The 17,019-nt window shown below is 68.6% G+C and carries 19 protein-coding genes; 10 read left to right on the top strand and 9 right to left on the bottom strand.

The window, feature by feature from the left end:
- The 3 genes from DKT69_RS11195 to DKT69_RS11185 form a co-directional block, all read left to right on the top strand.
- Positions 1–850: hypothetical protein (locus DKT69_RS11195; protein ID WP_236647684.1), on the top strand; the 850-nt coding region annotated here is incomplete at its 5' end.
- Between the two features lie 368 nt (positions 851–1,218).
- Positions 1,219–1,887, top strand: coding sequence for a hypothetical protein (locus DKT69_RS11190; RefSeq protein ID WP_109801497.1), 669 nt, complete (start codon positions 1,219–1,221; stop codon positions 1,885–1,887).
- A 195-nt stretch (positions 1,888–2,082) separates the two neighbouring features.
- On the top strand, positions 2,083–2,316 hold the full coding sequence (locus DKT69_RS11185) for a hypothetical protein (protein ID WP_109801496.1): 234 nt from the start codon (positions 2,083–2,085) through the stop codon (positions 2,314–2,316).
- Positions 2,317–2,921: 605 nt separating this feature from the next.
- Here the strand turns inward: DKT69_RS11185 and DKT69_RS11180 are convergent.
- Positions 2,922–4,076, bottom strand: coding sequence for an IniB N-terminal domain-containing protein (locus DKT69_RS11180; protein ID WP_146231041.1), 1,155 nt, complete (start codon positions 4,074–4,076; stop codon positions 2,922–2,924).
- A 204-nt stretch (positions 4,077–4,280) separates the two neighbouring features.
- Between DKT69_RS11180 and DKT69_RS41015 the strand changes: the two genes are divergently transcribed.
- Entirely contained in the window at positions 4,281–4,964 is a 684-nt protein-coding gene (locus tag DKT69_RS41015) for a hypothetical protein (RefSeq protein ID WP_368666235.1), read from the top strand.
- Here the strand turns inward: DKT69_RS41015 and DKT69_RS11175 are convergent.
- Positions 4,947–5,789: a transposase family protein gene (locus tag DKT69_RS11175; RefSeq protein ID WP_236647683.1), complete on the bottom strand. Its 843-nt coding sequence runs from the start codon at positions 5,787–5,789 to the stop codon at positions 4,947–4,949. The genes DKT69_RS41015 and DKT69_RS11175 overlap by 18 nt on opposite strands.
- A 200-nt stretch (positions 5,790–5,989) precedes the next feature.
- On the opposite strand from DKT69_RS11175, the gene DKT69_RS11170 reads away from it, so the two are divergent.
- Both DKT69_RS11170 and DKT69_RS11165 read left to right on the top strand, forming a co-directional pair.
- On the top strand, positions 5,990–6,340 hold the full coding sequence (locus DKT69_RS11170) for a histone-like nucleoid-structuring protein Lsr2 (RefSeq protein WP_109801493.1): 351 nt from the start codon (positions 5,990–5,992) through the stop codon (positions 6,338–6,340).
- Positions 6,341–7,744: 1,404 nt separating this feature from the next.
- A complete protein-coding gene (locus tag DKT69_RS11165; RefSeq protein WP_109801492.1) occupies positions 7,745–8,944 on the top strand; it encodes an acyl-CoA dehydrogenase family protein in 1,200 nt (399 codons plus the stop codon).
- A 7-nt stretch (positions 8,945–8,951) separates the two neighbouring features.
- Here DKT69_RS11165 and DKT69_RS11160 read toward each other — a convergent pair whose 3' ends face one another.
- The 7 genes from DKT69_RS11160 to DKT69_RS11130 all read right to left on the bottom strand — a co-directional run bounded on the left by DKT69_RS11160 (position 8,952) and on the right by DKT69_RS11130 (position 14,768).
- The gene (locus tag DKT69_RS11160; RefSeq protein ID WP_236647682.1) at positions 8,952–9,551 is read right to left on the bottom strand and encodes a GAF domain-containing protein; all 600 of its coding nucleotides are present in this window, start codon (positions 9,549–9,551) and stop codon (positions 8,952–8,954) included.
- Positions 9,548–10,138, bottom strand: a complete 591-nt coding sequence (locus DKT69_RS11155; RefSeq protein WP_109801490.1) for a GTP-binding protein — start codon at positions 10,136–10,138, stop codon at positions 9,548–9,550. Before DKT69_RS11155 ends, DKT69_RS11160 begins: the two co-directional genes overlap by 4 nt.
- Positions 10,116–10,487, bottom strand: coding sequence for a DUF742 domain-containing protein (locus DKT69_RS11150; protein ID WP_109801499.1), 372 nt, complete (start codon positions 10,485–10,487; stop codon positions 10,116–10,118). The genes DKT69_RS11155 and DKT69_RS11150 overlap by 23 nt, the downstream gene beginning before the upstream one ends.
- Positions 10,488–10,489: 2 nt before the next feature.
- Entirely contained in the window at positions 10,490–10,924 is a 435-nt protein-coding gene (locus DKT69_RS11145; protein ID WP_109801489.1) for a roadblock/LC7 domain-containing protein, read from the bottom strand.
- A 32-nt stretch (positions 10,925–10,956) separates the two neighbouring features.
- Positions 10,957–12,546, bottom strand: a complete 1,590-nt coding sequence (locus tag DKT69_RS11140) for a sensor histidine kinase (protein WP_236647681.1) — start codon at positions 12,544–12,546, stop codon at positions 10,957–10,959.
- Positions 12,547–13,173: 627 nt separating this feature from the next.
- Positions 13,174–13,911: a hypothetical protein gene (locus DKT69_RS11135; protein WP_146231040.1), complete on the bottom strand. Its 738-nt coding sequence runs from the start codon at positions 13,909–13,911 to the stop codon at positions 13,174–13,176.
- 470 nt (positions 13,912–14,381) lie between these two features.
- A complete protein-coding gene (locus DKT69_RS11130) occupies positions 14,382–14,768 on the bottom strand; it encodes an ArsR/SmtB family transcription factor (RefSeq protein ID WP_109801486.1) in 387 nt (128 codons plus the stop codon).
- A 316-nt stretch (positions 14,769–15,084) separates the two neighbouring features.
- Between DKT69_RS11130 and DKT69_RS41610 the strand changes: the two genes are divergently transcribed.
- The 4 genes from DKT69_RS41610 to DKT69_RS39670 form a co-directional block, all read left to right on the top strand.
- On the top strand, positions 15,085–15,543 hold the full coding sequence (locus DKT69_RS41610; RefSeq protein ID WP_497529392.1) for a P-type ATPase actuator domain-containing protein: 459 nt from the start codon (positions 15,085–15,087) through the stop codon (positions 15,541–15,543).
- Complete coding sequence (locus DKT69_RS11125) at positions 15,516–16,592, top strand: HAD-IC family P-type ATPase (protein WP_497529391.1); 1,077 nt, start codon at positions 15,516–15,518, stop codon at positions 16,590–16,592. Before DKT69_RS41610 ends, DKT69_RS11125 begins: the two co-directional genes overlap by 28 nt.
- Complete coding sequence (locus DKT69_RS41010; RefSeq protein WP_368666234.1) at positions 16,526–16,822, top strand: hypothetical protein; 297 nt, start codon at positions 16,526–16,528, stop codon at positions 16,820–16,822. Before DKT69_RS11125 ends, DKT69_RS41010 begins: the two co-directional genes overlap by 67 nt.
- Positions 16,819–17,019: hypothetical protein (locus DKT69_RS39670; protein ID WP_236647659.1), on the top strand; the 201-nt coding region annotated here is incomplete at its 3' end. The genes DKT69_RS41010 and DKT69_RS39670, both read left to right, overlap by 4 nt.

Genomic DNA, 17,019 nt, shown 5'->3' with positions numbered 1-17,019 from the left:
CGCTCCGCCCGAAGAGACGGCGACCGTCGATCCCAGCCCGGCCGGGACCGACGCGGTCGGGGAGCCAACCTCCGTGACCCCGGAACCAGCCGGCACCCTGGCGCAAGCCCGCGCAACGCCCGATTCGGCGATGCGGGTCCCGCCCGTTGACCTGACGGCGGCGATGGTGCCGGTGCGGCGCACGGTGGGCGGGCCGGCCGGTACGGGGTTGACGAGAGTCGTCGAGGCTGTCGCGCCGGTGACGCGTCCGGTCGTGGACGCGGCGGCTCCGGTGGTGCGGGGGATCACCGGCACGGGACTGCTCGAACCCGTTGACGCGGTGGTCGGCCCGGTCGCCGACCCGATCCTCGAGACCCTGCACCCCGTCCTCGCCCCGGTGCTCGAGGTGACGCGGCCGATCCTCGGCCAGCCGGCGGACCCGGCGGTCCCGCCCGGCGATCCGGTAGAACCGCAGCCCGGGTCTGGCGGCCCGGTGCCGGTCGCCACTACTCCAGGCGCTACCGAGCATCCCGTCCGCGTGCCAGCTGTCACCGCCAACCGCCAGGAAGCCACGCAGCCCCCGCCCTACTGGAACGTGGCGGTGCAGCGGTGCAGCGGCGGCGAGCCGGCCCCAGCTGCAGCCGCCGACGTGAGTAGTCGTCCCGGGCGCGTCGGTGGTACCGGCACCGGCGGCCTGACGCCGATCTCGTCCGGCAGCGTGACCAGTTCCGCCGCCTCAGGCGCCGGCACGGCGGCGGCTGACATCTCGCCGCGCCCATGGATGCCGGAGCTGGAATCCCAGCGCTGCGCTTCGTCCCCGTGCGACACGTTCGCCCAACGATCGCCGCAGCCGGGCACCAGACCTGCCTGAGCGTCACCTCATGCGGTGACGGCTGACCCACGGCCGGACAGGCAGCTGAGATGCGACCGCGCGTCGTGGACACCTCTCCAGCCGGCGGGTGGGGCGACGCGGTGGTGATCCGCTGTCGGTGAACGGCGAGCACCATCATCGCCCCACGCACCTTCACGGCCACGCCGCCCTGCTGTGACCCTGGGCGTCCTACGCGCCCGCTCAACCGGGTGCCACGTGTCCTTCGCCGCGCTGATCCGTGAAGCCAAACGGCACGCGCCGGCTCGTCCGTCCCGGTGGCGGGCAACTCGACCTGACTGCACAGCTTCGCCCGACCGGACAGCAGCGCCGGCCACCGGGCAACAATGGCTCAATACAGGAGATCCACCATGACAGGTATTCCGCCCACGGTCCGTGCCCGCTGGTGCGACATCGACGACGTCGTCCGCCTCGTCGCTGCCCCCCTGCACACCTCAACCATCGGCACGTGGCTCGTACCTGATGATGACCAGCGACGCCGCATGCTCACCGCCGTCTCCCGCATCTGGGTCGAACACGCCCTTCTGTTCGGCGAGGTCTTCCTCCTAGACGACCGCTCCGCCGCCGCCGTCTGGTTCCACCGCTACCGCCCCATCCCGCCGCCGGCCAACTACCGCCAACGCCTCGCGGCTGCCTGCGGTGACCACCTCGACCGCTTCCGGACCCTGGACGGCGTCCTCAACACCCACCGTCCCACCGACGCCCACAACCACCTGGCGTTTCTCGCGGCCCCGCCCGCCGATTGGCGCCACGCCCGCGCCTCCACCCTGCTCGCCCGCAGTCTCGTCCGGATGGACCGTCTCGGGCTTCCCACCTACGCAGAGGCCACCACCGCCGCCGAGGCTGCCCTCTACACCCGGCACGGCTACACCGCCCGCGATCCCTTCGCCCTCCCCGACGACACGATCGTCCACGCACTCTGGCGCGAGACCGCGGACCAGCGCATTCCCCTAGCGGTGAGATCACCCAATAGCCGACCACGGCGGACCTGGGAGCAGACGCGAGTAACGGCAACGTGAGGGCCGAGGCTCCTCACCCGCGATCGCCGGCTCCGCCGCTGGGGTAGCGAACCACCGGAAGTTCATGGCGGCCGCCTCTTACCCTGCCGGGACCGCACCACGATGCTTGTCCACCGGCACCGCGTCTATCCCTGCCCCCCGGGGCTCCTGATCATCCTCGCTCGCTTAACCTTCAGAAGTTGATCAGGAGGCTGCATGGACACGGCCGTGATCTGGATACCCGGCGGCATCGAACCTACCGAGCCCGCCGTGGCGAAGTGCTTCGACTACAGCCGCCGGCGCGGTTACCGGTTGGAGGGCATCGTCCGCGGGCCGTGGGAGTCGGTGAGCTGGATGGTGATGAACCGTGAGGTGGATGTGGTCATCATCTCCGACATGGCGTACCTGCCGGCGGGCCCGACCCCACGGATCGAGGTCGCCGCCGACTGATACGCCCGCCGGGTGGGCGGGCTGGACCACCCCACCTGCGCTGACAGCACACTCGGCGACGACCAGAGCGCCCCGTCTCTTCACGGACGGGGCGCTGTCGGGCGAGGTCACCGATCCAGGGCACGGCGGATCAGATGACGAGGGCCGGCGAGAGGGGCCGTGGCCGAGGCAGGCCCAGGTGTCGGGGCGCCATGGTCACGGCACGCGACCATGTCGAACATTCCATGCGGCGCTCAACCACGACGTCTACGGCCCTCAGTTTGAAGAACTGGCCAAGGAGCTCGATGCGAGGTGGCTGGCCGTTACCAGTGGCCGTCAGCCACCTCTGGTCCGCGATGATGTGCCGCATCAACGGCGCCGCCAGCGTCGCGTGATGCGCTGGCGCTGCGTGGCGGCCAGGTCCTCCTCGACCAGAACCTCAGTTCCGGCGAAGCGCGGCCCGCATGCGTGGCGTAGAGCGATCTGACCGCGGACCCGGCGCCTGCACAACACGTCCACCGGTTCCACAACGCATACGTGCGGCCGGAAATCCGCGGTAGGTAAACCAAGATGGAGGCCGGGACCGCGCAGTGGGCAGATCCCGGCCTCCGCATAGCACAGCGCCTTCAGCTCAGGAGCAGGCCGTCGGTGAGGCCCCCCAGAAGCTGTCCGTCCGTGCTGGCGTACGCGTCGCCGTGTACACCGACGTCACCGGTGACGCTTCCGACGCCGTGCACCGTGTCACCGAGGTTGCCGGTCACGCCGCTGACGTCGAGTCCGCCGACGGTGCTGTCGAGGGTGCCGCCGGCGAGGCCGGTGGCGCCGTACACGGTGCCCCCGACGTCGCCGGTCACGCCGCTGACGTCGAGTCCGCCGACGGTGCTGTCGAGGGTGCCGCCGGCGAGGCTGGTGGCGCCGTATGCCGTGCCGCCGAGGTCGCCGGTCACGTCGCCGACGAGGCCGGTGGCGCCGTACACGGTGCCCCCGACGTCGCCGGTCACGCCGTCGACGCCGAGTCCGCCGACGGTGCTGTCGAGGGTGCCGCCGGCGAGGCTGGTGGCGCCGTATGCCGTGCCGCCGAGGTCGCCGGTCACGTCGCCGACGAGGCCGGTGGCGCCGTACACGGTGCCCCCGACGTCGCCGGTCACGCCGTCGACGCCGAGTCCGCCGACGGTGCTGTCGACGAGGTTGGTGGCGCTGTACACGGTGCCCCCGACGTCGCCGGTCACGCCGTCGACGCCGAGTCCGCCGACGGTGCTGTCGAGCGTGCCGGTCACGCCGCCGCTGAGGCTAACGCTGTCGAGGTTGCCGCCCAGGTGGCCGGTCACACCCGTGAGGCCGAGTCCGCCGAGGGTGCCGGTCGCGCCGCTGAGCCCGAGTCCGTCGACGGTGGCGCCGGCGGTGATGCCAAGGCTGTCTCCGGAAAGCAAGGACGTGATGCCCTGTACAGGAACGTAGTCGGCCACCAGCGGAACGATGTCCTGCACGTCGGCCGGGGTCACGTCGTTGAGACCTGCGTTGTCCAGCGCGCCTTGCGGGTCGACCTCGTACGCCGCTCGGGCGTCACCGTTCGTGAGCAGGCCGAATACGAAGTCCTGCAGGCTCTGCGGCGACACCATGTCAGCGGTTGCGCCCATGTCGGCGGTCGACCCCGCGCTGGCGGTGGAATCCACGTTGGTGGTCCCGCTGGTATCGGCGGTTGCCTCCGTGTTGCCGGTCCAGTTGGCTGCAGAGGTCGAGTTCACGTCGGCGGTCGAATTTGTGCTGGCGCTTTCACTCATGTTGCCGGTCTCCTCGATCGATGTTGTTCGGACGTGGTCTCAGACAACATCGCCCGGACCCGGGATCGACCGTAAGGCGAAGCGGCGGTATCGGACATCGGGGTTGCACCCCAGCCTTATCCGGCCGGGTTGGGGCAGGGGCGGCGGTTGGCGTTAGGGGATTAGGGGATCTTGCGGCGAAATTCCCGAGGGGTAGCGCTGAGGATGTCCTGCCCCGCTACGGCCCCGGCAGAGGCTAACGTCGCCGATGCCATGCGAGGGCTCAAGGTCAGTCCGGGCAGCATCTACCGGCATTTCCCGTCGGAGGGCGGCTCTTCGGGAAGCGGTCATGCGGGAGTGGCTGCATCGCATCCACGCCTCGTTCAGACGTGCAGGGCGCTGGTATCCGAATTCAGGTTCGTCGAAGCAGAGCACGTCGTCGACCTCACGGCCCAGGTCCAGCACATCATCGCCTCGGTCATCAAGCGCGGCGAGTCTCACGTTGCCAACCCTGCCGTCGGCGCGGCGGCGGCGCTGCCATGCATCACTCAGTTCAGGCACCCCTTGCTCGCAAGCGAATGGCACCTGCTGGACATCCACGAACAGCTGCCCCCACCATTGCGCTCATCATCGCCGGCTTCGCGAACCCCATTCCACCCCCAGCTCCACGACCAGACGTCAAGTCGCCTACGGACACTGATCGTCAAGGTAGGCCCCTCAGAAACAGCTGCACGGATCGCGCCGTTGATGCTGGTCCACTCGGGCTCCTCAATCGCTCGTGATCGGCCCTTGATCGCCAGTCTCGAGGCGGGCTTCCCAGGCTCGGTCTCTCGGTGTTCCTTTTGGGACACCCCGCCGTCGGGGGTGCTGGCGGCGGCCAATGACGTGATCTCAACAAGGTTCGGGTAGGTATCGGTATTCGAAATGTGTGAGGTGGAGTGCGGCGCGGACGATGTCGCCGAGGCTTCGAGGGCTGGCGGTGGTGTGGCGCAGCGCGCGCCATCGGCCGGTGAGGATGGCGAAGCCGCGTTCTCCGAGGCAGCGTAGGGATCGAAGGACGGCATTGTAGGTGCGGTTGTCGACGGCGAGGCGGCGGCCGTCGGTGGGCTGCTTGTACGGGGTGTGGATGCCCTGGCCAGCGCCTTCGTAGCCGGAGTCGGCCAGGGTCGGCAGGTTGAGGGTGGAGGCAGCCCAGTACAGGGCGCCGGTGACGTCCAGCCGCTGGGCGCAGGTCAGGTCGTGCAGGTGGCCGGGCATCGCATCGGAGGTCCAGACCGGTAGCCCGTCGGGACGCATCACGGCTTGGATGTTCGCGCCGAAGTCACGGTGCTTTCCCGAGTACCACGCGTCGATTGTCTCGCCCTTGACGCTGGTGGTGGTCTCGGCCAGCCGGTCGGTGTCGAACAGTTTGCCGTCGAGGATCACATGCGACCAGCCGTCAGCGGCGACCCGGGCGAGGGCGTCGTGCAGGGTGGGTGTCTGCGCCGCCAGGACCCGCACCGCCTCGGCGACGTACCGGTAGGCGGTGGCCCTGGACACCCCGAAGCCAGCCCCGAGGGTGGTCTTGTCCTCACCCTTGCCGAACCACACCAGGACCAGAAGCGCCTGGTAGAAGCAGGTCAGCTTCCGGGTTCGGCGGCGGGTGCCGACCGCGCGGCGCTCGGCGCGCAGCAGCCGCGCCACGTGCTGCACGAGTTCCCTGGGCACGTCGGTCATGGCACGATAGGCAATCACGTGGGGTCCTCACCTCATGGCTGATCTTGTGGTGAGAACTGCCTATCGAGGGCCCCACGCCCTCTTCCAGTACTGTCCGGTATGGGCGGTTGCAGGCGTGTCGTCCGCGTCAACCGCCATCTCTTGTTGAGATCACCTCAATACTGCCTTGTAGGCGGAAATTGGGCCCAAGGCACCAATTCCTCGAAGGGAGTGAATTCATGGTTCGCAAAGTGGTCATGCTGTTGACCGACGACCTCGACGGGAGCAAGGCGGATCGCACCGTCGAGTTCAGCCTGGACGGCGTTTCCTACGTGATCGACCTCTCGGACCAGAACGCCGGGGCTCTCCGCAAGGCTCTGGACGAGTACATCAACGCCGGCCGGCGGATCGGTCGAGGCGGTGTCGACGCACGCCGGGCCACACGTCGGCCGGGGAGTCCCGCGGCTCCCGGGGCAGCCAACCGGGTGCGGAGTGGCGCGATCCGTGAGTGGGCCGCGCAGAACGGCTACAAGGTCTCCGACCGGGGACGCATTCCGACCTCGCTCATGGAGGCGTACAGCAATCGCTGATCGGTCTTGGGACCGCCCGTGAGCAGTCGGGCGGCACTCGGCTGGAAAGGCCACGTTGACAGGCCGAGTTCGCGGCGGCGTACCCGCAGGCCGCCACTACGAACTGAGGGGTGTTTACCGGTCCCTCGGTGACTGCGCGGGGCAGCGCCCACCCGGCCGATCAGGCCGGGGATATGCCCGCCGGTGCCGGCTGCCCGGTCAAGGCGTGGGGTGAGCAGCTGTTTTCGCCGACCGGCGCGGCCCGGTGTTCGACGGCGGCTGGCAGTACGACGCCCAGCTCGGATGAACTGCTTCTGCCGCCGCGATAGGCGGGTGTGTCGGCGTTTGAACGGCGCCCAGATGGCGCCACCGGCGCCTTGGTGGCCCTTGTCCGCGAAGGTCATCTCGCCGGCGCTGGTCAGGCGGCGACCAGGCCGCCGGCGCGGGCGGCGGGCAGATCATGGGTGGAGTCGAACAGGGCGGGTGAGGCCCCGATCAGCCGACCACCCGGGGTCGGGGAGGACCTGCACGCTCACGCCGTGTCGCTTTGCTTGCCACAGTAGTAAGGGCCGCTGATCGGCGATCCAGTCGATCGGATCAACTTGCCGCCGAGGATCGCCTAGACCAGTCGGGTGACCCCGCCGCATCGCGTCGGCGAGGCCATCGGTATGAGCTGAGAGCCGGCGACAGCCTCCCGCAGGTACCGCCACACCGTTGTCACCGATACGCCGACTCTGGCGACCCCCGGTGAGGATGTCACCTTTGCCCAGGTGGGCGGCGGGAGCCTTCTCGTTGTCCGTGACGGCTGTCGCCGTCGGCAGCGATAGCGCGCGTCCTCTGCGGAGAGCGGAAACGCCCACCGTTTGGCCTGACTTGGGACTCAGCGTCCCAAGTACTGATAGGAGGGTGCTGCTGTGGATCTCCGCGGATACCATCAGCGGCGAACCGGTTGGGAGGCGGAGGATGAGACAGCAGGCCTCTTCTGGTCGCCGCATCATCATCGCGCCTGGTCAGAGTTCGAATACACGCACCGGCGCCCACCCCCTACGGTTGCGACCATGAGCGGCGCCAAGGCGACGGGCGGCGGTAGGAACCGGGGCCCCCTAAGCCGTCACAGCTGGCTCGCCGTCCGTGCTCGGCCATTCACGCATGGCGCTGGTGCTGCAGTAGCGGCGCACCTCCGAGCGTGGCTTTGCCATCGGTCTTTGCCATGAACCTGCCGACTTGTCCAATAGCCGCACCGGCGGTGGTGATTGGCCTGCGGCCGGGTCAGCGGCGCAGCCGAGCCCGAGTCGACCCGTCGAACCGCTGGCGCATCAACGGCGAACCCGAAGATGCGTGCGGCGGCGACCAGAATCTTGTGGCCTGGCCGGATTCAACCGGATCCGCCAAGGTCGGCAGGCGAACTCACGAGGGGATCTGCTCATGGACAGCTACTTCACCACGAAGCGTCACGAGCGTCTACGGGAGGAGGTGCGAACGTTTGCGGAGGCCGAGGTACGCCCCCGGATTCCGGAAATGGAAGCGTCTCGCTCGGTTCAGCACGAACTGTCGCGGTTAATCGCGCACCAGGGCTGGATCGGTGTCACGATCAGCCCCGACTACGGCGGGATGGGCCTGGGACACCTCGCGAAGACGATCATCATCGAAGAGCTGTCACGGGTCAGCGGCGCGATGGGCGCCATGGTGCAGGCCAGCCAGCTGGGCGTGGCCAAAATCGTGCACTTCGGCAACGACAGCCAGAAGAGGCAGTGGCTACCGGCCATCGCCGACGGAACCTGCCTGCCCACCATCGCGGTCACCGAGCCACAGTCCGGTGGCCATGTCCTCGGCATGGAGGCCACCGCCGTACGCGACGGCGACGACTACATTCTGAACGGCCGGAAGGTGTTCGTCGGCAACAGTCACGTCGGTGACCTGCACGGCGTGGTGGTCCGCACCGGCGCGGGCTCTCAGGGACTGTCGGCCTTCCTGGTCGAGTCGGACCGTTCGGGCTTCTCGCTCGGCCCGCATCGCGCGGCCATGGGCCTGCACGGCTTCAGCTTCGGCGAACTCGTCTTCGAGGACTGCCGCGTACCCGCGGCGAACCTGCTCGGCGTCGAGGGTGACGGCCTGGCCGTCGCCTACTCCTCCAGCATCCTGTACGGCCGGCCGAACCTGACCGCGGTCTCCCTCGGCATCCACCAGGCCCTACTTGAGGAGACCTCGGCATACGTCACCGAGCAGCACCGCTACGGCAAGCCGCTGGGTGATCTCCTCCCAATCAAGCTGAAGGTCGGGCAGATGCAGTCCCGGCTGATGACCGCCCGGCTGGCCGCTTATCACGCGGTGCACTTGCTGGACCAAGGCCTGCCCTGCGACGCGGAGTTGATGAACGCCAAGCTCATCAACGTCGAGTACGCCCTCGACTCGGCCCGTAACGCGATGGAAGTGCACGCCGCGTGCGGGCTCTACCCCGACCGGCCGGTAGAGCGGTATGTCCGCGACGCCCACCACATCTTCGCTCCAGCCGGCACCTCGGACGTCCAACTGATCCGTCTCGGCGAGGTGGCACTGGGCACGTCCAAGGGGCAGTGGTCGGAGCGGCTCGCCGCCCCTTTGCTGGAAGCGGCGGCCACTTCCTGACGTCGTCCTATCGCCGGCTGCGCTGGTTGATCCGTTCCGTCAGCTCGGCGGCCAGGGACTTGATGGTCTCCAGTCCCTGCCGTCCCCACGGGCGCGGCTCGGTGTCCACCACGCAGATCGTGCCGAGGGCCATACCGGTGTGGTCGATCAGTGGCGCGCCCAGGTAAGAGCGGATGCCGATCTCGTCGACCACGGGGTTGCCGGCGAACCGCGGGTAGTCGCACACGTCGTCGAGTACCAGCGCCTTGCGCCGGACCACGACGTGCGGGCAGTAGCCGTGGTCTCGTGACATCACCCGGCCAGGCTGCCCGGCGGCCGCGACCTCCGGCGTGGCGCTGGCTCGCCCGGCCGGGGCGGTGTAGAGGCCGGCGAAGAACTGGCGGTCCTCGCTGATGAAGTTCACCATCGCGTACGGGGCTTTGGTGATCTCTGCGAGTTTTTGGGCGAATTCGTCAAACTCGGGGTCTGGGCTTTCCCCGAGGCCGAGATCGCGCAGCCGCTGCACACGTTGCGGCGCTTCCTGATCAGTCGGCGTCAGTGACTGGTAGGCCGGGGATTCGTAGATCATTTCTGGCTCCATATCTGCTGCAGGTCTGACGCGTCTCACGCCGAGTGGGATGGGGAAGTGCCGAGTAAGTGCTGGAGCAGGGCGATCAGCACCGCGGTCGCGGAGCGGCTTTGACGGGCGTCGCACATGACGATCGGCACATCGGGTTTGAGCTCGAGAGCGGCCCGCACCTCCTCAGGGTTGTATTGGAACGAGCCGTCGAATTGATTGACGGCGACCAAAAAATCGATGCCGCGGGCTTCGAAGAAATCGACGGCTGCGAAGGAGTCCTGTAGGCGGCGGGTGTCGGCGAGGACCACAGCCCCGAGGGCTCCGGCAGACAACTCGTCCCACATGAACCAGAAGCGCTCCTGTCCGGGTGTGCCGAACACGTACAGGATGTGGCGAGGATCGACGGTGATGCGGCCGAAGTCCAGCGCCACCGTGGTGGTGGACTTGCCCTCCACCCCCGTCAGGCTGTCGGTGCCCACGCTGGCGGTGGTCAGGATCTCCTCCGTGCGCAACGGCCGGATCTCGCTCACCGCACCGACGAACGTCGTCTTACCGACGCCGAACCCCCCAGCGACGAGGATCTTGAGCGCAGTCGGGAACACCGGAGACAGTTCAGAGTCGTTGTTGTAGGCCATAGAGAACCGCCTCCAATACGGATCGGTCAGCGGGGTCTGCGATAGGGCTGGGAGCTCGGGTGCTCAGCGCGCCACAATCGACCAAGTCGGAAAGCACCACCTTCGTGATAGCAGCGGGCAGTTTCAGGTGTGCCGAGATCTCGGCGACCGTGGTCGGGCCGCCGCAGAGGCGAAGCGCCCGGGCATGGTCCGGCTCCAGGTGTCCCCGAGGTAACCGGCCGGTCGCCATCACCCAGGACAGCAACTCCATGTGCGTGCTGGGTCGGGTGCGCCCGTTACTGACCGTGTACGGGCGGACCAGGCGCCCCGCGTCGTCGTCGAGAAAGGGTTCGTCCTCCGGACCCACCATGGTCACCGAATAATGTCGTCAGAACTGGCGATCCCCGGACGCTTCGGCGTGGCCAGAAATGGACGTACGCTTTTCACCATTTGCGACATCTCATACCCGAGCACGCCGACGTCAGCCTCACGGCCGGCGAGCACCGCGAGGACGGCATTCGAGCCGGCCGCCGTGACGAACAGCAGGGCGTCATCGAGTTCCGCCACCACCTGACGGACGCCGTTACCGCCATCGAAACTACCTCCGGCGCTGCGAGCGAGGGAGAACAGTCCGGAGGAGATTGCCGCCAGATGGTCCGCGCCGGCCCGATCCAGCCCGTGGGCGGCCATCGGTAGGCCGTCCGAGGACAGCAGCAAAGCACTACGGGTGTGGGGGACGCGCTCGGCCAGCCCGGACAGCAGCCACACGAGATCCTGAGATCGTTCAACGGGCGCATTGCTCCGCATGATAGGTAACCCTCCTTAACGGTGACGCGGGGTCAGCTGATGCCGTCTAGACGGCCCTCGGAACCGTCATTCCCGCCGGTTCCGGCTTCGCCCTGGCTGAAGGCCCTCGTGAACGTAGCCATCAGGGTGGGGTCGTGTTCAGCCACCTGTTCCACTGAGACAGGGGCACTGGGGGCGCCGTGCAGCTGCGGGGCCAGATGTGTCTGTGGTTTCCGGTGCGGTAGCTGCGGACGCGCGTCGCCGTCAGCGAACTGGGATGTAGTCGGGTCGCTGGCCGCGGCCCCCTCCGCCGCCGTGCCCCCGGCGTAGCGGGCGGCCTCGCTAGCTGCCGGCAGCGACGCAGAAGAGTCGGTAGGAGAGGACAGGTAGTCCCAGGCCGCAGACGGCTGTGCCGTCACCTCAGCACGGATCCCCTCGCTGGGCATGGGAGTCCGGTCATGAACCCGAGGCGGGGCAGGCGCCGGTGAGTACGCCGGCGGTGGGGGCGTCGAGCCACTCGCGACCATCGCAAATTGTGGCTCGTGGCGTGGTGGTTGGACCATGGACTGCGGCTGCGGCTGCATCTCGTGCCAGGATTCACTCCTCTGCGGCGGCGCACCGAGCAGCCCGGGCGGCAGGATGAGCACCGCCTGGATCCCGCCGTAGATGTTGGTCTGCAACCGTACCGTGATGCCGTGCCGACGGGCGATGGCCCCGACGACGAACAACCCGATACGGCCGTCGCGCAGCAACTCGCCCACGTCAATCCCGGTTGGGTCGACCAAAAGACGGTTGACCCGGTCCTGATCGGCGAGCGGCATACCCAGGCCCCGGTCCTCAACCTCCACTGCGATACCCGCCGTCACGGCCTGGGCACGCAGTAGCACCTGGGTGTGGGGGGCGGAGAAATTAGTGGCATTCTCAACGAGCTCAGCGACCAGATGGATGACGTCGGCGACAGCGTGGCCACCCAGCGTGCCCTCAATCGGTGGCACCAGCTTGACCCGCGAATACTGCTGGACCTCGGCCATAGCCGACCGCAACACCTCGGTCAGAGCCACCGGCCTGCTCCACTGTCGTCGAGAAACAGCGCCACCTAGCACCGCAAGGTTCTCCGCGTGCCGGCGGATACGAGTGGCAAGATGGTCGACCTGAAACAGACCCTTGAGTAGATCCGGATCCTCCACCTGGTTCTCCAGGTCGTCGAGCAACTGGATCTCCCGATGCACCAGGGACTGCAGCCGTCGGGCGAGGTTGACGAAGACCTCCACCTGGTGACCGGAGTTCGGCACGGGCGCCGCCGGTGTCACGGCTGATGCCTCTACGACGGCGACCTGGGCAGCATGCAGGACCTCGTCCAGTTCGCGCTGCAGAAGCGCGAATCCATCGTCGCCCCTGCCCGGCACGAGCTCCGCGGGTGACTCGAGCCGCTCGCCGCGGCGCAACCGCTCGATCAGCCACTGCACCTCAGCCCGGCGGTGAGTGGTCGAGGACCGCACGGCGCCGATCCTGGCGACGACCAGGCGATCGACCGCATTGGCTCGGTTGGCGGCGATGGCGATGACCACTACGCAGGCGATCCATGCCAGGACGAGAGCCCAGCCCATCCTGGCAGTGACCGTTTCCCCGGACGTGACGAGCACGCAGAGAACGGCGGTGGCCCCGAGCAACGCAACGACGGCGGCAGGAAGCACAGACAGCCACAAAAAACGCGGCCCCAAGCCACTGGCCGTGTACCCATCGCGTGCGGAAGGTTCGCCGTAGGGATCGTGTGCCCGATGGACGGCACGCGTGTCAAGAGGGGAAGACTCAGGCATCAGCATCCTCGTACCAGGAGGGAAACCGCTGGCAAATGCGGGCCATCTCGATCGACCGGCACCGTGCGGAGGCGGGAGATTGCTCTCGAATACAGGCAGTCTAGAACCTCCGGCCCCTCTCACGGCGGCGATGGACAACGGTCCGAATCCTATATGGACTACATCGCTTCTTAGCCTGCGGCCGCAACAGGACCCCTCACGTCTGGCCCAATGCTGCAGCGGCATACGACCGCGAACCGCGGCGAACTCAAGGTCGTCGTCTGCCCACCACATCCATGCCCTCACAGACATCATCGAGTCTGATGCTGCGCCCGGCAAAATTCCCAACGTCAGCTCGCCAGCCGGTAGGAAAGCGCCGTCTTGCCCGGCAGCGTTACGGCTTTCGCCTCCGTTGAACGCAGCCACGGCCGCCTCCTGGATCGGCAGCCCCATCCACAGGGGGCTTCGCGTTCGTCAGCGTTCGCGACCGGGCAACTCGGCGAGAAGCCGTTGGTACTCCTCGTGGCTGCCGACGGCGGCTCGGCGGTCGGGGTGACAGACGTAGTGTCGGATCGCAGCGGCGAGAAACCAGGCGTCGACGTTGTCCGTGCGCAGTGCGTGCCGGCTCCATGGAATGCCGCGCCGGCGCACCAACTGGGGTTGCGCGTAGGCCAGCCACAGTGTCGAGGGAGGGCCGACAGGCAGAGGGGTCTGGGCGACCGGTAGTGCCTCCCACGGCACTATGAGCGAGCCGAGGACGGTGCGTTGTTGTACGCCATGGGGACGTAGCTGTGGCCCATAGCCCCGCCAGGCCTCAACGACCAGCAGTGCGACGAGCAGAAGCCAGGAGACAGGGAGGAGGATCGATTCGGGTGTCCACGGAGTGCCTTGCCTGGCGGAGCGCATCAGAGCGCCGACCTCGGCCGAGAAGGGCGCGAGGGAGCACAGGGGCAGGAATACCTTCCATGCAGGCACCGGCGTGCCGAAGGCCGGAATCTGAGGCTGCACCACGAAGTAGGCCGGACGGGTCTGCCAGCTGAGGATCGCCAGGACCAGGAGCGCCACGGCAAGGAAGAGCAGCGGGAAGAACAGGAGCTGCCCCAGGGAGGGAGCAAAGCCCACCGCAACAGCGTTCCCGCCCGCTACGAGCAGGCCGAGCATCAAGACAGTGTGCCGGTGGCGGACTGTAGCAGCGAGGACCTTGCCGATCATGCCCGTGACCATAGGTCAAATAACCCGTTAGCTGACCGGCCGATGCAGCGCCGCCGAATGGGCCGCCAGCGCTGTACGCCCGCGACTGCCCGTCTTGGCCCGCTTCATTCCGTCCCATGCCGCGCTCACCCAGGGTTGTCTCACTCGACAGCTTCCGGGACGTGGTGACCGGGGGGTGATCGGCGTATCGAGGGGCGTCGGCGTTGGTCGTGCTGCCGGCGCCGTCACGGCTCGCTGGGTCCGGCGCCAAGGGTGTTGCCGAGCGCGTAGCCCCGCCCCGTCAGCAGCCGAAAGGAACGCATCGCCCACACCCTGCGGCACATGCTGGAGACCAGCCTCAAACCGGATGTGGTGCTGCTGGCCTTCGCCACCTGCTGGAACCGGCCGTCGCTCGAGGCCGTGATCCCATCGCGGTGCTGCTCGAACCCGTGGGCTTGACGACGTCCGGCAAGAAACTTTCGTGCTCCGGCTCAGGTGGCCGGTTGTGTGGCGGGACCGGTGTGAGGGAGCAGGTCACCGCGGGCGTGGTCGGGCAAGTCTCGGTCGGTGTGGTCGGCGTGGAACAGCGCCTCGGCGAGCAGGGCCTGGACGTGGACGTCGGCGGCGGAGTAGTAGACGAAGGTGCCTTCCCTGCGTCCGCGGACCAGCCCGGCCAGGCGGAGCTTGGCCAGGTGCTGGCTGACGGCGGTGGGGGCAGCGCCCACCAGGTCGGCAAGGCAGGCGACCGACGACTCGCCTTGGGGTGGGGCCCAGAGGATCTTGACGCGGGTCGGGTCGGCGAGCAGCCGGAAACCCTCGGCGGCGAGGTGAACCTGCTCGTCGTTGGGCATCTGGAAGTCCGGCAGCGACGCATGCACCCGTCTAGCCTAGCCTTCCTCCGCTGACTGTCTTCCTAGCTGAATGTGTATCTGCGAAGGCATGCAGGTATGGTCGGTTGTTGTCACCCTGACGGCCGACACCACTCCCGCTCCGCCCGCGACCGCCGCAGCCCGCGCGCCTCGGCGGTGGGGTGCGCGGCTGTGGGCCCTCGCTGAGGCGCGCTGGGCTGCGGCGGCGACAGTGCTTTTCGCCCTCGGTGGCATCGCGCAGCTCGCGCATGCCCCGGCGCCGCTGTGGTAGACGCTGTATCTGGCCTGGTACGCGCTCGGCGGCTGGGAGCCGGCGCTGGCCGGATTGCGGGCGCTGCGGGAGTGGACCCTGGACGTCGACCTCCTGATGATCGTGGCGGCGCTCGGTGCGGCCGGCATCGGGCAGGTCTTCGACGGCGCGCTGCTGATCGTCATCTTCGCCACCTCCGGCGCGCTGGAGGCGTTCGCCACGGCCCGGACCGCCGACTCGGTCCGCGCCCTGCTTGACCTCGCCCCCGAGCGCACGACCCGGGTCCGTGACGACGGCACCGAGGACACCATCGACACGGCGGAACTGGCCGTCGGCGATCTGATCCGGGTACGGCCGGGGGAGCGGATCGGCGCCGACGCTGTGGTCGTCGACGGGGCCAGTGACGTCGACCAGGCCAGCATCACCGGCGAGCCGCTGCCGGTGGCCAAGCACCCTGGGGACGATACGCCAGCACCGTCAACGGCGCCGGGTCACTGCTGGCCCGGGTGCACCGCCCGGCCGCCGAGTCGGTGATCGCCCGCATCGTCGCCCTCGTCGAGGAGGCCTCGGCGACCAAGGCCCGCACCCAGCTGTTCATCGAAAAGGTCGAACAGCGCTACTCCGTCGGCCCGGTGGTGGCGACCCTGGCCCTGTTCGCCGTCCCGCTGGCGTTCGGCGCGGCTCTGCAGCCGACCCTGCTTCGAGCGATGACCTTCATGATCGTCGCGTCGCCATGCGCGGTGGTACTGGCCACCATGCCGCCACTGCTGTCGGCCATCGCCCTCGCCGGCCGGCATGGCGTCCTGGTCAAATCCGCCGTGGTCATGGAGCAGCTCGCCGACACCGACGTGGTCGCGTTCGACAAGACCGGCACGCTCACCGAAGGCACCCCCCGGATCGCGGAGATCCACCTCATCGCCGACAGCGGTCACGCCGAGGACACCTTGCTGCGGCTGGCGGCCGGCGCCGAGCACCTCAGCGAGCATCCACTGGCCGCCGCAGTGCTCGCCGCCGCCCGGGACCGGGGGCTGGCCGTCCCCGCCGCCCACGACTTCGCCTCCACCCCGGGCCGGGGCGTCGCCGCCACGGTCGACGGGCGGCGGGCACGGGTCGGCAGCCCCACGCTGCTCGACGACGTCGCGCGGGTCGACCCGCAGGTGCATGCCCTCGTCGACACCTCGCAGGCGGCCGGCCGTACCGCCGTGGTGGTCATCGTCGACGACGCGCCCGCTGGCGTCCTCGCCCTGGCCGACCGGGTCCGCCCGCACGCCGCGGCCACGGTCACCGCCCTGACCACGCTGACCGGCACGACACTGGCGCTGCTCACCGGTGACAACCCCGGTGCGGCTGGCCGGCTCGCCGCCGAGGCAGGCATCGCTGACGTGCACGCCGCCCTGCTGCCCGCCGACAAGGTCGATCGGGTACGCGCCCTTCAGCGCGACGGCCGGCGCGTCCTGCTGGTCGGCGACGGGGTCAACGACGCCCCGCTCTCGCCGCCGCCGACACCGACGTGGCGATGGGCCGACACGGCTCCGACCTCGCCCTGCAGACCGCCGACGCGGTCCTGGTCCGCGACGACCTGACCACACTGCCCGCCGTCATCGCCCTGTCCCGCCGCGTCCGCCGCCTGGTCACCACCAACCTTGTCATCGCCGGCACGTTCATCACCGTCCTGGTCGCCTGGGACCTCATCGGTCACCTCCCGTTACCCCTCGGTGTGGCCGGTCACGAGGGCTCCACAGTCGTCGTCGGCCTCAACGGCCTACGGCTGCTGCAATCCAGGGCCTGGCGTCGAGCGCTGGCCGCTCGATGAGCCGCCGCGCCGGGCGGGCGCGGGCGGCCAAGCCCTGCACGGTGACCGTGTGCCCGCGCGTCGACGAACTCCTGGCCAAACCCCGTGCCGGCCGGCCCAGCAGCCCTGACGACCACCTCGACTACCTGGACCAACGCGTCAACGACGGCGCAACGAATGCCACTCAGCTGTTTGCCGACTTCCGCACCTGCGGCTAC

This window comes from Micromonospora sicca (assembly GCF_003172935.1).
GTDB lineage: Bacteria > Actinomycetota > Actinomycetes > Mycobacteriales > Micromonosporaceae > Micromonospora > Micromonospora sicca.
Note: the sequence above shows the minus strand (reverse complement) of the source record. Positions and strands in the feature narration are given on the sequence as shown.

Bases quoted from the DNA above. Each gene is read 5' to 3' on its own strand.
- DKT69_RS11190 (WP_109801497.1), top strand. From the start codon at position 1,219: ATGACAGGTATTCCGCCCACGGTCCGTGCCCGCTGGTGCGACATCGAC.
- DKT69_RS11185 (WP_109801496.1), top strand. From the start codon at position 2,083: ATGGACACGGCCGTGATCTGGATACCCGGCGGCATCGAACCTACCGAG.
- DKT69_RS11180 (WP_146231041.1), bottom strand. From the start codon at position 4,076: ATGAGTGAAAGCGCCAGCACAAATTCGACCGCCGACGTGAACTCGACC.
- DKT69_RS41015 (WP_368666235.1), top strand. From the start codon at position 4,281: ATGTCCTGCCCCGCTACGGCCCCGGCAGAGGCTAACGTCGCCGATGCC.
- DKT69_RS11170 (WP_109801493.1), top strand. From the start codon at position 5,990: ATGGTTCGCAAAGTGGTCATGCTGTTGACCGACGACCTCGACGGGAGC.
- DKT69_RS11165 (WP_109801492.1), top strand. From the start codon at position 7,745: ATGGACAGCTACTTCACCACGAAGCGTCACGAGCGTCTACGGGAGGAG.
- DKT69_RS11155 (WP_109801490.1), bottom strand. From the start codon at position 10,138: ATGGCCTACAACAACGACTCTGAACTGTCTCCGGTGTTCCCGACTGCG.
- DKT69_RS11150 (WP_109801499.1), bottom strand. From the start codon at position 10,487: ATGGTGGGTCCGGAGGACGAACCCTTTCTCGACGACGACGCGGGGCGC.
- DKT69_RS11145 (WP_109801489.1), bottom strand. From the start codon at position 10,924: ATGCGGAGCAATGCGCCCGTTGAACGATCTCAGGATCTCGTGTGGCTG.
- DKT69_RS11135 (WP_146231040.1), bottom strand. From the start codon at position 13,911: ATGATCGGCAAGGTCCTCGCTGCTACAGTCCGCCACCGGCACACTGTC.
- DKT69_RS41010 (WP_368666234.1), top strand. From the start codon at position 16,526: ATGGGCCGACACGGCTCCGACCTCGCCCTGCAGACCGCCGACGCGGTC.